The 13,119-nt window shown below is 75.1% G+C and carries 14 protein-coding genes; 8 read left to right on the forward strand and 6 right to left on the reverse strand.

The annotated features are described in order from the left end of the window. Positions 1-32: 32 nt before the first annotated feature. Positions 33-1,856, reverse strand: coding sequence for a tetratricopeptide repeat protein (locus ABZV78_RS04225; RefSeq protein ID WP_355635316.1), 1,824 nt, complete (start codon positions 1,854-1,856; stop codon positions 33-35). A gap of 185 nt (positions 1,857-2,041) precedes the next feature. Between ABZV78_RS04225 and ABZV78_RS04230 the strand changes: the two genes are divergently transcribed. Beyond that, positions 2,042-3,073, forward strand: a complete 1,032-nt coding sequence (locus ABZV78_RS04230; protein WP_355635361.1) for an SIS domain-containing protein — start codon at positions 2,042-2,044, stop codon at positions 3,071-3,073. Between the two features lie 25 nt (positions 3,074-3,098). Beyond that, positions 3,099-4,646, forward strand: a complete 1,548-nt coding sequence (locus ABZV78_RS04235) for a histidine kinase N-terminal domain-containing protein (protein WP_355635317.1) — start codon at positions 3,099-3,101, stop codon at positions 4,644-4,646. A gap of 29 nt (positions 4,647-4,675) precedes the next feature. Here ABZV78_RS04235 and ABZV78_RS04240 read toward each other — a convergent pair whose 3' ends face one another. Further along, positions 4,676-6,172, reverse strand: a complete 1,497-nt coding sequence (locus tag ABZV78_RS04240; RefSeq protein WP_355635318.1) for a glycosyltransferase family 39 protein — start codon at positions 6,170-6,172, stop codon at positions 4,676-4,678. A gap of 70 nt (positions 6,173-6,242) precedes the next feature. Here ABZV78_RS04240 and ABZV78_RS04245 point away from each other — a divergent pair, with 70 nt between their 5' ends. The 5 genes from ABZV78_RS04245 (at position 6,243) to ABZV78_RS04265 (ending at position 9,933) form a co-directional block, all read left to right on the forward strand. Next, entirely contained in the window at positions 6,243-6,431 is a 189-nt protein-coding gene (locus tag ABZV78_RS04245; protein WP_355635319.1) for a hypothetical protein, read from the forward strand. A 130-nt stretch (positions 6,432-6,561) separates the two neighbouring features. Continuing rightward, positions 6,562-8,274 carry a nitrite/sulfite reductase gene (locus tag ABZV78_RS04250; RefSeq protein WP_355635320.1) on the forward strand — a complete coding sequence of 571 codons (1,713 nt, stop codon included), beginning with the start codon at positions 6,562-6,564 and terminating at the stop codon, positions 8,272-8,274. Further along, positions 8,271-8,429, forward strand: coding sequence for an IS1 family transposase (locus ABZV78_RS04255; protein ID WP_146167879.1), 159 nt, complete (start codon positions 8,271-8,273; stop codon positions 8,427-8,429). The genes ABZV78_RS04250 and ABZV78_RS04255 overlap by 4 nt, the downstream gene beginning before the upstream one ends. Beyond that, the gene (locus tag ABZV78_RS04260; protein ID WP_355635321.1) at positions 8,426-9,190 is read left to right on the forward strand and encodes a phosphoadenylyl-sulfate reductase; all 765 of its coding nucleotides are present in this window, start codon (positions 8,426-8,428) and stop codon (positions 9,188-9,190) included. The genes ABZV78_RS04255 and ABZV78_RS04260 overlap by 4 nt, the downstream gene beginning before the upstream one ends. Next, the gene (locus tag ABZV78_RS04265) at positions 9,172-9,933 is read left to right on the forward strand and encodes a CbiX/SirB N-terminal domain-containing protein (RefSeq protein ID WP_355635322.1); all 762 of its coding nucleotides are present in this window, start codon (positions 9,172-9,174) and stop codon (positions 9,931-9,933) included. The genes ABZV78_RS04260 and ABZV78_RS04265 overlap by 19 nt, the downstream gene beginning before the upstream one ends. 116 nt (positions 9,934-10,049) lie before the next feature. On the opposite strand, the gene ABZV78_RS04270 is transcribed toward ABZV78_RS04265, so the two are convergent. Continuing rightward, complete coding sequence (locus ABZV78_RS04270) at positions 10,050-10,307, reverse strand: WhiB family transcriptional regulator (RefSeq protein WP_088975879.1); 258 nt, start codon at positions 10,305-10,307, stop codon at positions 10,050-10,052. A 447-nt stretch (positions 10,308-10,754) separates the two neighbouring features. After that, positions 10,755-11,705 (reverse strand): diacylglycerol kinase family protein, encoded by a 951-nt coding sequence (locus ABZV78_RS04275; RefSeq protein ID WP_355635323.1) that lies wholly within the window; start codon positions 11,703-11,705, stop codon positions 10,755-10,757. Positions 11,706-11,748: 43 nt separating this feature from the next. Here ABZV78_RS04275 and ABZV78_RS04280 point away from each other — a divergent pair, with 43 nt between their 5' ends. Further along, complete coding sequence (locus ABZV78_RS04280) at positions 11,749-12,138, forward strand: hypothetical protein (RefSeq protein WP_355635324.1); 390 nt, start codon at positions 11,749-11,751, stop codon at positions 12,136-12,138. Between the two features lie 20 nt (positions 12,139-12,158). On the opposite strand, the gene ABZV78_RS04285 is transcribed toward ABZV78_RS04280, so the two are convergent. Continuing rightward, a complete protein-coding gene (locus ABZV78_RS04285) occupies positions 12,159-12,566 on the reverse strand; it encodes an ATP-binding protein (protein ID WP_355635325.1) in 408 nt (135 codons plus the stop codon). 32 nt (positions 12,567-12,598) lie between these two features. Then, positions 12,599-13,054: a GNAT family N-acetyltransferase gene (locus ABZV78_RS04290; protein ID WP_355635362.1), complete on the reverse strand. Its 456-nt coding sequence runs from the start codon at positions 13,052-13,054 to the stop codon at positions 12,599-12,601. Between the last annotated feature and the right edge of the window lie 65 nt (positions 13,055-13,119).

Consider the following 13,119-nt stretch of genomic DNA (forward strand, 5'->3'; position numbering starts at 1 on the left):
CCTCGGGTACGGCGTGGCCGCGCCGTTTTGCGTCAGCGGCGGCGGAAGAGGGCCGTGAGGCGGCGCCAGAGGCGGCGCACGGGGCCGGCCGGAGCGTCCGGTGCCGGGCCGGCGATCAGGGTGTCGGCCAGGGCGCGGGTGGCCGGGTCGAGTTCCGGGGTGGCCAGCGCCAGGTGGGCCAGGGACACCGCGATCGGCACCCGGCGCTCGCGGGCCACGGCCGCCACGTCGGCGAGCCGCTCGGCCACCACGCGGGCCACGTCGGGCCGCACCGACGGGTCCACCCAGGCGGCGGTGACCAGGGCGAACAGCGCCGCCTCGGTGGTCCAGTCCTCCACGCCCCAGATCAGTTCCACCAGCATCCGGCGCCGGGTGGACTCCGCCCAGGGCTCGTCGGTGCGGTGGTGCAGCAGGCCGAGGCAGGCCCAGACCTGCACGCAGCGCACCCAGAGCGACGGGTCCTGGCCGGCGAGCACCCGCCCCAGCGCGGTGGCCGGCGCGGCCGGCGGGTGCACCAGCAGGGCGAGCAGATCGGCGAGGTCCAGGGTGGCCAGCCCCACCGCGGCGTCGTACGCGGCGGGCGGGTGCGGCCAGGCCGGGTGGGCGAGTTGCCGGATCCGTTCCGCCGCCTCGGTCGAGGGAGTGGGCAGGGTGGGTGCGGCCACCGTGCCGTCGTACCGCCAGAGCTGGCAGGTGGTGGCCCGGCGGGGTTCGCGCGGGTCCGGGTCGGCCACCGCGGACACCTCGACGGCCAGCCCCGGCGCGGCCGCCGCCGCGGTCCGCATGGCGCTCGGCGGTTCCAGCCCGTCGAGGCGTACGGCGACCGGTGCGCCGGCCTCGGCGGCGAGTGCCTGGCGCAGCGCGTCCAGCACCGGCCCGCCGGCCGGGGTCACCTGTCCGAGCCAGGGGCGGCCGCGGCAGCACTCGGCCAGGTCGCCGTGCTCGTGGGTGTCGTCGGGGTGGTCCCGGACGAAGTCGGCGAGGGCCACCAGGTGGGCCACGTCCCCGTCGCGCTGGAAGCGCAGCCGGTGCGCGGTGTGCACGGCGCAGTCGAAGGTCGGGTCCTTGGCCAGGGCCCGGTCGATCCAGCCCAGCGCCTCGTCGAGCCGGCCGTGGTCGGCCAGCGTGCCGGCGATGTCGGCGTAGACCGCCAGGTCGTCGGGCTCGAGCGCGACGGCCCGTTCCAGCGCGGCGAGCGCGTCCCGGGTTCGGCCGGCGCTGCGGTAGGCGTAACCGAGCCACACCTCGCCGAGTTTGGTGGGCTGTGCGCGTACCCCGCGGGAGGCCCAGGTGACGGCGAGGGCGACCTCGCCGAGGCGCCGGGCCAGCGCGGACCCGGCGCCCAGCAGCAGCGGGTGGGCGGGGTGCACGGCGACCGCGTTGCGGGCCAGCGCGAGGTACGGGCGCAGCGGGTCGCGCAGCCGGCGGGGGACCGGGTCGGGCGCGGCCGCGCAGACCTGCATGAGGATCCGGGCGGTGCGCTCGGGGTCGAGCCGTTCGGGCAGGTCGGGGGCGGTCACCCAGGGCACGGCGGCCCAGTCGGCGGCGGGGGCGTAGCCGGTGGCCGCGGCCAGCAGGTCGAGCCCCTCGGCGGGGTGGCCGGCGGCGGCGAGCAGGTGGGCGCGGGCCACCACCGCGCCCACGAAGGCGTGGTGGCCGAGCGGGAAGAGGTCCAGGTCGCCGCCGCTGGCCGCGGCGAGCCGGGCGAGCGTCTCGTGCACCTCGGGCAGCGTTGGGGCCTGGACGAGGGCGGCGGCGACGTGGTCGGCGGCGTGCCGGAGGTCCCCCTCGGCCAGCGCCAGCCGGGCCAGCGCGAGCTCCTCCTCCGCGGAGAGCGCGGGGTCGTCCTCGGGCACGTCGTCCTCTCGGGTGGTGCGGTCCGCCAGCCGGGCAAGCCTAGGGGATCATGCCCCCGGATGGTGATCCACTGCGCACTACTGTTCGTTCCGTTGCTCGTGACCGCCGAAAGGTGCAAGACTGAGCACCGAACGCGCGGCAATCGCGCAGGAAGGGGTCTTCCGTGACGCGTCCAGGGGCCGGGATGGCCGCCGACATCGACGAGCAGCCGGCCGGCTACGACCGCCTGCTCTCCGCCGAGCACGCCGGGGCGATCGCCCGGGTCGCGGCGGTGATCGCCGAGCGCCGCCCCCGCCACGTGGTCTTCACCGCCCGGGGCACCTCCGACCACGCGGCGCTCTATGCCGCCTACCTCACCGAGATCCGGCTCGGCCTGCCCGCCGGGCTCGCCTCACCCAGCACCGTCACCGTCTTCGGCGCCCGGCCCGACCTCTCCGACGCCCTGGTGGTCGGGGTCAGCCAGAGCGGCGGCTCGCCCGACCTGGCCGAGGTGCTGCGGGTGGCCCGGGAGTCCGGCGCGCTCACCCTGGCCGTGACCAACAACCCCGACTCGCCGCTGGTGGGCACCGCCGAGCTGAGCGTCGACGTCGCCGCCGGGCACGAGCGGGCCGTCGCCGCCACCAAGACCTACACCGCCGAGCTGCTTGCGCTGCTCATGCTCGTCGAGGGGGTACGCGCCGGCGACGGCGTGCTTCCCGCCGAGGAGCGGGCCGCCCTCGCCCGCCTCCCCGAGCTGGCCGAACGCACCCTCTCCGACGACACCCCGGCCCGGCTCGCACCCCGCTACCGGTTCGCCGGCCAGCTCGTCACCACCGGCCGGGGCTACGCCTACCCGACGGCCCGCGAGGCGGCGCTGAAGCTGATGGAGACCTCCTACCTGCCGGCGCTCGCCTTCTCGGGCGCCGACCTGCTGCACGGCCCGCTCGCCATGACCGACCCCGACGTGCCGGTCCTCGCCGTGGTCGGCTCCGGCCCCGGCGGGCAGTCGATGCGCGAGGTGCTGCCCCGGCTCGGCGAGCGCCGCGCCGACGTCGTGGTGGTCGGCTCCGCCGACGTCGAGGCGACCGCCCGGATGGCCGTGCCCGAGGTCGACGAGCGGTACGCCCCGCTGCTCGACATCCTGCCGCTCCAGCGGCTCGCCCTGGCCCTGGCCCTGGCCCGCGGCGAGGACCCGGACGCCCCGCGCGGGTTGAAGAAGGTCACGGCGACGATGTGAGGCGCGGCGTGGCACGCTGTTCAGCGTGTCCACCCTCCGTGACCTCGCCGAGGAGCACACCTCGCTCCGGCCGGCCGACATCGACCACCTGCACCGGATCGCCGGCGACTGGCAGCTCCTCTCCGACCTGTCCTTCGCCGACCTGCTGCTCTGGGTGCCGGTCGACGGTGACGGCACGTTCCTCTGCGTGGCCCAGGTCCGCCCGACGACCGCGCCGACCGCGTACCTCGACGACCAGGTCGGCCGGATCGTCGGCGGGCCCGAGGTGGCGCACCTGGAGGTCGCCCACCGGCAGGGCCGGATCTGGCGGGAGGGTGACCCGGTCTGGTACGGCGACGTGCCCGCCCGGCACGAGGCCATCCCGGTGCGGCTGCGCACCGCCGACGGGGAGTCCGGCGAGGTCGTGGCGGTGGTCGGCCGGGACACCAACCTCTCCACCGCGCGCACGCCCAGCCAGCTCGAACTCAACTACCTGACCACCGCCGACGACCTCGCCCAGATGATCGCCGACGGCACCTTCCCGCCGCCCCGGCACCCGGGCGAGACCACCTCGGCGCCCCGGGTCGGCGACGGCCTGGTCCGGCTCGACGCCAACGGGAAGGTCACCTACGCCAGCCCCAACGCCCAGTCCGCGTACCGCCGGCTGGGCTACGCCTCCCACCTCGTGGGGGAGGACCTGGCCAAGCTGCACCGCCGGCTCGCCACCGACCCGCTGGAGGGCACCGACGCCGGCAACGCCGTGCTCGCCGCGCTGCGCGGCGAGGCCCCGCCCCGGCGGGAGATCGACGCCCGGGGCGCCACCATGCTCACCCGGGCGCTGCCGCTGATGCCCGCGGGCGTGCCGATCGGCGCGCTGGTGCTGGTCCGCGACATCACCGAGGTACGCCGTCGCGACCGCGCCCTGATCACCAAGGACGCCACCATCCGGGAGATCCACCACCGGGTGAAGAACAACCTGCAGACGGTCGCCGCGCTGCTCCGCCTCCAGGCCCGCCGGGTCGCCATGCCCGAGGCCCGGGTCGCCCTGGAGGAGTCGGTACGCCGGGTCGCCTCCATCGCGCTGGTCCACGAGACGCTCTCCATGTCCAGCGACGAGGCGGTCGAGTTCGACGGCATCGTCGACCGGGTGGCCAGCGCGGCCACCGAGGTGGCGGCCACCGAGGTGTCCGTCGGCATGCGCCGCCAGGGCAGCTTCGGCGTGCTCCCCGCCGAGATCGCCACCTCGCTGGTGATGGTCCTCAACGAGCTGCTGCTCAACGCCGTCGAGCACGGCTTCCCGCCGGCCGGCGAGGAGTGCGCGCCCGGCCCCGAGGGTGCGCCGGAGCCGGCGGTCGTGGTGACCGCGCACCGGTTCCGCAAGCAACTGCACGTCTCGGTCGCCGACAACGGCCGGGGCCTGCCCGCGCAGTTCGACGCCGAGAAGGGCGGCAACCTCGGCCTCCAGATCGTCCGGGCGCTGGTCACCGGCGAGCTGCGCGGCACCATCGAGCTGCGCAACGGCGCCGAGGGCGGCACCGAGGCCATGCTGGTCGTTCCCCTGGCCCGCGGCACCGCCGACCGCCTCGCGGGCTGATCGCGCCCGCACCCGGGGCGGGAGGCGGGTCACCGGGTGAGGAGGGCGACCGTGAGGCCGGGGCGGGGCCAGACCTGGCGGACCGTGAAGGCGTCGCGCAGGGCGTCGCCCTTGGCGCCGGGCACCGCCGCCAGCGGGTCGGCGCGCCGGCCGGTGACCACCAGCCAGACCCGATCCACGCCGGCCAGGCACTCCGCCGGGCGTTCGCACTCCGCGGCCCAGAGGTCCGCGCGCTGCCGCTGGTCGCGCACCACCAGCACGTCGCGCGGCCGCCGCGCTCCCAGGTGGTACGCGAGGCCGAGGTCCGGGAAGAGCCAGCTGTCCCGGGGCGAGTAGACGATCGCGTCGCCCGGCTGCCCGTGCTCGGCGACCACCCGGGCCACGCCCGCGTAGTCCACCGGGGCGCTCCGCGGCCACTCGTGGGTGCGCCGCAGCGCCGCCTGGTCGGGCAGCCCGAGCAGGCCGGCCAGGGCCACCACGGCCAGCGCGGGCGCCAGGCGTACACCGGCCAGCGCCGCACCGGCCAGCAGGCAGGCGAACGGCACCGTGAAGATCAGGTAGCGGGTCACCCAGAGCGGCACCGCTGTGCCGGCGGCGAAGAGCAGCAGCACCGGCAGCAGGACCGCGGCCCCCGGCAGCAGCGCCCGGCGGCCGAGCCGGGCCGCGCCGAGCGCGGCGAGCCCGAGCAGCAGGCCGCCCACCACCCCGCTCTGCGCCAGCGCGCCGGGCAGCGCGGCCAGGTCGTCGACGCGGACCAGGCGCACCCAGTCGAGTTGGCGGCCGCGCTGGCCCCGAGCCAGCAGCACCAGCGGCGCGACCAGCACGACCGCCGGGAGCAGCGCCACCAGCCACCGCCACAGCACGCCGCGCCGGCCGCCCGGCCCCGTCGGATCGGGGGGCGGGTCGAGCCCGGCCGTCGCGGGAGCGCGCACGGTGGCCAGCAGCACCACGAGGGCGTGCGCGGCGAGCAGGGTGAGGGCGATCAGGTGGAGCAGCCCGAGCGCGGCGACGGCCACGGCGTACCCGGTCCAGCGCCGCCACGTCGGCCGGCGCAGCGCCCCGACCAGCAGCAGGGTGGCGAGCACGGCGAGCAGGGTGGCCAGGGCGTAGGGGCGGGCCTCCTGACCGTAGCGGGAGGTGGCCGGCAGCACGGCGAGGAGCAGCCCGGCGAGCAGCCCGGCCCGGGGACCGACCAGCCGGGCGCCGAGCCGGGCGGTGAGGGCGGCGGCCCCGGTCATGGCGAGCGCGGACGGCAGCCGCAGCGCGGTCGGCGAGGTCCCGGCGAGCGCGGTCCAGCCGTGCATGAGCAGGTAGTACGGCCCGGTCGCGGCGTCGATGGTGCCGGCCAGCCGGACCAGGTCGGGGACCGGGCGGGTGGCGGCGCTCCAGGTCGCCAGCTCGTCCCGCCACGGCTGCGCGTGGCCGATCCCGGCGAGGGTGACCACCAGGGTGAGCAGGCCGGGGGCCGCCCAGACGAGCCAACCCCGACGGTCGCGGGACCGTTCGGACTCGGCGGGCGGGTTCACATTCCGCAGCGTCACACGGCGGCGGCGTCCGCCGTGCCGGTCCGCCGATTTGTCTCCTCCCCTGGGCGCGGTGGATTCGATCAACGGGGTCGATGGCCCGCCGCTGCCCGTGATGTGGGATCACACACTCGGTCATTGGCCGGTCATCGGCGGCTGTGGGAGCATGAGGCCTATGACCGCCGCTGTCATCCGCCGCTTCGTGGCCCGCCGCCACGTCGATTACGGCCGCGTCCGCAGCGCGATCTGTCCGGCCAACTGACGACGCCCGACCCATCCGTCTCGGGCGCGTTCCGCGCCGGCCGTCATCGACATCGCCGTCCTCGGCCCTCATCCAGGGCCGGCCGCCGCGTCCGCGCTTCCAGGCACAGCAGACAACGGAGGACGCCTCGATGGCGGTCAGCAGCACCACCACGACCCGGCCCGACACCCCGGCGCCGGCCGCACGCGCCCCCCGCCGGCCCCGTGGTGAGGGGCAGTGGGCGCTCGGTCACCGCGAGCCGCTCAACCCCAACGAGCGGATCAAGAAGGACGACGACCCGCTGAACGTGCGGGCCCGGATCGAGAACATCTACGCGCACCGGGGCTTCGCCTCGATCGACCCGCAGGACCTGCGCGGCCGGTTCCGCTGGTGGGGCCTCTACACCCAGCGCAGGGCGGGCATCGACGGCGGGCGCACGGCCGTGCTGGAGCCGCACGAGCTGGAGGACGAGTTCTTCATGCTCCGGGTGCGGGTGGACGGCGGTGAGCTGAGCCTGGCCCAGCTCCGGGTGGTCGCGGACATCTCCCGCGAGTTCGCCCGGGACACCGCCGACATCACCGACCGGCAGAACATCCAGTACCACTGGATCCGGGTCGAGGACATGCCGGAGATCTGGCGCCGGCTGGAGTCGGTCGGCCTGCAGACCACCGAGGCGTGCGGCGACTGCCCCCGGGTCGTGCTGGGCAGCCCGGTCGCCGGGGTGGCCCGGGACGAGGTGCTCGACCCCTCGCCGGCGATCGACGAGATCGTCCGCCGGTACGTCGGCGACAAGGCGTACTCCAACCTGCCCCGCAAGTTCAAGACCTCGATCTCCTGGCTGGTCGACACCCCCTACGAGGCGAACGACATCGCCTTCCTCGGCGTCGAGCACCCGGACCACGGTCCCGGCTTCGACGTCTGGGTGGGCGGCGGGCTGTCCACCAACCCGATGCTGGCCAAGCGCCTCGGCGTCTGGGTGCCGCTGGCCGAGGTGCCGGACGTCTGGGCCGGGGTGGTCGGCATCTTCCGCGACTACGGCTACCGCCGGCTGCGCAACCGGGCGCGGCTGAAGTTCCTGGTCGCCGACTGGGGCGTGGCGAAGTTCCGCGAGGTGCTGGAGAAGGAATACCTGGGCCGGGCGCTGCTCGACGGCCCGACCGCGACCCTGCCGGAGAAGCCGGTCGACCACATCGGCGTGCACCCGCAGCGCGACGGCGGCAACTACGTCGGCGCCGCCCCGGTGGTGGGCCGGGTCTCGGGCACCCAGCTCGCCCGGCTGGCCGACGTGGTCGAGGCGCACGGCAGCGGCCGGGTGCGGCTCACCCCGTACCAGAAGCTGCTGGTGCTCGACGTGGCGCCGGAACGGACCGACTCGCTGGTGGCGGAGCTGCGCGGGATCGGGCTGGAGGCGCGGCCCTCGGCCTGGCGGCGGGGCACCATGGCCTGCACCGGCATCGAGTTCTGCAAGCTCGCCATCGTCGAGACCAAGCGGCGCGGCGAGGAGCTGGTGGCCCGGCTGGAGGAGCGGCTGCGCGACTTCGACGCGGACATCTCCATCCACCTCAACGGCTGCCCGAACGCCTGCGCCCGCACCCAGGTGGCCGACATCGGCCTCAAGGGCCAGCTCGTGGTCGGGCCGGACGGCCGGCAGGTGGAGGGCTTCCAGGTGCACCTCGGCGGCGGCCTGGGCATGGCCGCCGGGCAGACCGCCGGCTTCGGCCGCAAGCTGCGCGGCCTGAAGACCACCGCCGAGGAGCTTCCGGAGTACGTGGAACGGCTGGCCCGCCGCTACCTGGCCGGCCGGAGCGAGGGCGAGAGCTTCGCCAACTGGGTGATCAGGGTCGACGAGGAGGAATTGCGATGAGCGATGCCCGATCTGCGCCTCTCTACTGCCCGTACTGCGGGGAGGAGGACCTGCGGCCGCACGAGGCCGGGCACGGCGCCTGGGAGTGCCACGCCTGCGCCCGGGTCTTCACCGTCAGGTTCACCGGCCTGCTGAGCCGGGCGGTGACCCGATGAGCGCGCTGCGTTCCGCCGCCGGCCTGGGCCTGGTCGGGATCGGCGGGCCGGCCCCGGCCGACCCGGCCCGGCGCGACCCGGAGGAGCTGCGCGCGCTGGCCGAACAGGCCGGCCGCGAGCTGGAGGGCGCGCCGGCGCTGGAGATCGCCCGCTGGGCCGCCGAGACCTTCGGCGACCGGTTCTGCGTGACCAGCTCGATGGCCGACGGGGTGCTGGCCCACCTGGTCTCCCGGGTGGCCCCCGGGGTCGATGTGGTCTTCCTCGACACCGGCCTGCACTTCCCCGAGACGCTCAAGGTCCGCGACGAGGTGGCCCGGCGGCTGCCGGTGACCGTGCGCTCGATCCGACCCCGGATGACCGTCGGACAGCAGGACGGCCAGTACGGCCCCCGGCTGTTCAGCAAGTCCCCGGACGACTGCTGCCAGCTGCGCAAGGTGGAGCCCCTGGAGCGGGCGCTGACCGGCTACGACGCCTGGGCCGCCGGGCTGCGCCGGGACGAGTCGCCGACCCGGGCCAACACTCCGGTGGTGGCCTTCGACGCGCGGCGCGGCAAGGTCAAGGTCAACCCGATCGCGGCCTGGAGCCAGCGGGACGTGGACGCCTACGTCGCCCGCTACGACATTCCGGTCAACGAGCTGTTCGCCCGGGGCTACGGCTCGATCGGCTGCTGGCCCTGCACCCGCCGCACCAGGGCGGGGGAGGACCCGCGGGCGGGCCGCTGGGCCATGTTCGAGAAGACCGAGTGCGGCCTGCACACCTGACCGGCGAGCCGCCGGTGGTGCTGGTCGCGCACGGCAGTCGGGATCCGAGGGCGGCCGCGGCGATCCGGGCGCTGGCCCGGGCCGTGGCGGCCGCCCGTCCCGGCGTCCCGGTGCTGCCGAGCTGGCTGGACCACACCGAGCCCGGTCCCGCCGCGGTGCTGCGGGACCTGGCCGCCGCCGGTCACCCCCGGGCGGTGCTGGTGCCGTTGCTGCTGACCGCCGCGTACCACCGGAAGGTCGACGTCCCGGCGGCAGTGGCGGCGGCCCGCGCGGGTGGCGCGGCGATCGACGTACGGGTGACCGACGTGCTGGGGCCCGCGGACGGGGTGGTGGACGGCCGGCTGCTGGCCGGGCTGCGCCGCCGGCTGGCCGAGGCGCAGCCGGGCGGCTTCGACGCCGTGGTGCTGGCCGCGGCGGGCACCCGGGATCCCCGGGCACGGGGTTCGGTGGGGCGGGTGGCCGCGGCGCTCGGCGCCGAGTTGGGCGTGCCCTGCCGCGTGTCGTACGCCTCGGCGGCGCCCCCGGGGGCCGGTGTCGCGGTGTCCCGGCTGCGGGCGGCGGGCGCCCGCCGGGTGGCGGTGGCCGCCTACTTCCTGGCCCCGGGGCTGTTCCACGACGCGGTCCGCGCGACGGCGGAGCGGGCCGGCGCGGTGGCGGTCGCCGACCCGTTGACCGACCTGCCCGAACTCGCCGACCTGGTGCTGCGGCGGGTCGACGCGGTGCCGGTCGGCAGCGCGGTGTGACGCCGGTCGCGTTCATGATCAATCAGGGTGGGCGCCGGGGTAGTCGGAAGCCATGTGCTCCGGACAGCAGAACGCCCCGGCCGGTGTCCGGCCGGGGCGTGCAGCGTGCGTGCGAATCAGGCGGAGTGAGCGCGCAGCACCCGGAGACCGCCGCGGCGCTTCACCGCGCGGCGCTCCTCTTCGCTCATCCCGCCCCAGACGCCGGCGTCCTGACCGGACTCCAGCGCCCACTGGAGGCAGTGGTCGGTCACCGGGCAGCGCCGGCAGACGGCCTTGGCCTGCTCCACCTGCAGGAGGGCCGGGCCGGACGTCCCGATCGGGAAGAACAGCTCCGGGTCCTCGTCGCGGCAGACGGCATCGTGGCGCCAGTCCATGGCGGCAACACTCCTCATTCTTAAGTGGGTGGCCAAATACGCTTCGTTGCTATTCCTATATGCGTCCGCATTGCCGATCGGTGACGGTCAGCATCCATCAATTCGGCGCTGCGTGAGCAGGCTTGCGGGCCCGTGGACCTGCTGGAACAGCTCAACCTGCCGAGCATATCCAGGCAATGTCCCGGTAACACGACTTCGCTTGTGAATACTTTCACGAACTGTCGCGATGTCAAGGGTGACGCTCGGAAAAACTCCGAACAGTGAGCGGGCTCACCACCCTTTTGTCCGGGTTTCAGAGCGCTCTGGTTACCCGGCGTGCCACAGTCGAGGATCAATATAGTACGGTCTGCGTGACGTTGCTGACATTTCCGGCAACCTTCCCTCGGTGTGGCGGCCACCGCCGGATGCGGTGAAGGGCCCGCGTCAACCGACGGGAGTACCCGAGACCTAGCAGATTACTCTCAGTGCGGCGGGCACGGATGCGAATCTGACTTTTTCCCGCTCGCCGAGGTAGTCGCCGTCCAGTTGAAAGGCCAGCGGACGGGCCGAGAGCAGGGTGAACTCCGCTACGTCGTGCAGCCGGAGCACCTGTCGGCCGTGCGGATCGGGCTGCCGGGCGAAGAACTGGGTCACCGTGCGTGCCGTGCTGGCCACCTTGAGCTGACGCATCGCGAGCACGTCGAGGCCCAGGTCGAACGACGCCTCCGGGTTCGGGTTGATCTCCCGGTCGCCCAGGTAGGTCCACGGTGCGGTGTTCTGGATGATGACCGTGCCCAGGTCGGCCTCGGCCGCCTCCCCGGGGCGCTCCAGCGTGATGGCCGGGTGCCGCCGGTCCGAGGCGAGGAAGTACTGGCTCACCGTGGAGCGGAAGTAGAGCGCCGGGGTGGAGACCCGGCCCCGCTTGCGGGCCCGCTCGACCCGCTGGATGACGGCCGCGTCGATGCCGAAGCCCGCGCAGAAGGTGAAGTAGCGGTCGTCCGCCCGGCCCAGCCCGATGGTCCGGGACCGGCCCAGCCGGAGCCCCTCCAGGATCATGCTGGTCCCGTCCGGCCATTCCCGCGGCAGGCCGAGGGCCCGGGCGAAGACGTTGGTCGAGCCGCCCGGGACGGTGGCCAGCGCCGGCAGCCGCTCCGCCGGGGTCGGCCCGGTGCGGAAGGTCGGCGGCTCGGCGGCCATCAGGCCGTTCACCACCTCGTTGACCGTGCCGTCGCCGCCGAGCGTGACCACGAGGTCGACGCCCTCCTGGGCGGCCTCGCGCGCCAGGTCCATGGCGTGGCCCCGTCGGCGGGTGTACCGCACCGACAGGTCGACTTCGCTGCGCAGCGCCCGGACCAGCACGTCCCGGCTGCGCTCGCTGGTGGTGGTGGCCTTCGGATTGACCACCAGGACGGCCCGCATGGGCGGCACTGTACCGCGCCTACCCACGGGTATCGTGTCGCGCGTGACGATCGACTCCGGCCCGGTCCCCGGCACGCTCCGCTGGGCGGTGCTCCTGCTGCGCGCCGAGGCGGTGGCGCTCGGCCTGGTCGCGGCGTGGCTCATCTGGTCCGACCTGACGGCGCGCACCAACGACCTGACCTCGGCGCTGCTGGTGACCGCGTTCGCGGTCGGTGGGGCGGCCGCGCTCTGGGCGCTCGGCGGTGCGCTGGCCCGTCGCCGGTCCGGGGCCCGGGCACCGGCCATCGTGCTCCAGCTCATGCTGCTGCCGGTCGGCTGGTACATGATCCAGGGCGGCCTGGGCTGGCTGGGCGTGCCGCTGATGGTGCTCGGCCTCGGCGTCACCGGCCTGCTGGTCAGCACCCCGACCAACCGGGCGCTCGGCTTCGACTGAGCCGCGCCGGCGCGGGACGGTCAGTAGCCGGAGGCGCGGCGGGTGAGCAGGGAGATGGTGGCCCGGCCGTCGGCGGCCCGGGCGGCCGCCGCGGTGGTCAGCGCCGTGAGCACCTTCCAGGCGAAGGACGACTCCGAGGGGAGCGTGGCGCCCCGCACGGTCGGCACGGTCACCTCGACGGTGAGCGCGTCCTCGGTGACCGCGAAGCGGCACTCCAGCTCGGCGTCGCGGGTGGCGATGGCGAGCAGCATGGCGCACGCCTCGTCGACCGCGATGCGCAGGTCCTCGATCTCGTCGAGGGCGAACTGGAGCCGGGCCGCGAGACCGGCGGTGGCGGTGCGCAGCACGCCCAGGTAGCCGCCGTCGGCGGGCACCGTGAGGTGCACGACGTCGTCGTTCGTCGTCGGCTGGCCGGTCAGTTGAGTCACGCCTCATCCCCCCGGTGCGGGACTCTACCCGGTCAGGCGTCCGGCTGCGTGGGGGCGGCCGTCACCTGCGCGGCGAGCTCCTGCAGCGCCTTCCCGGCCAGCCGGTACGGCACCCACTCGTCCATCGGCGCGGCCCCGATGGCGGCGTAGAAGCGGCCGGCCGGGTTCCAGTTGATCATCCACCACTCCAGCCGCCGGTAGCCGCGCTCGACGCAGATCGCGGCGAGGGTGGCGAGCAGCAGCCGGCCTGCGCCGGTGCCGCGGGCGGCCGGCCGGACGTAGAGGTCCTCCAGGTAGACGCCGTGCACGCCCTCCCAGGTGGAGAAGTTGAGGAACCAGAGGGCGAAGCCGATCGGCTGGTCGGCGGGATCGACCGCGACGTGCCCGAACAGCGCCGGCGCGGGGCCGAAAAGAGCTGCGGTGAGCTGCTCCTCGGTGAGGTGGCACTGCTCGGGGGCGCGCTCGTAGTCGGCGAGTTCGTGCACCATCGCGACGACGGCCGGCACGTCCTCGGGACGCGCCGGCCGGATCGTCGGTGCCTGGGCGGGCAGGC

This window comes from Micromonospora sp. NPDC004540 (genome assembly GCF_040610095.1).
Classification (GTDB): Bacteria; Actinomycetota; Actinomycetes; order Mycobacteriales; family Micromonosporaceae; genus Micromonospora.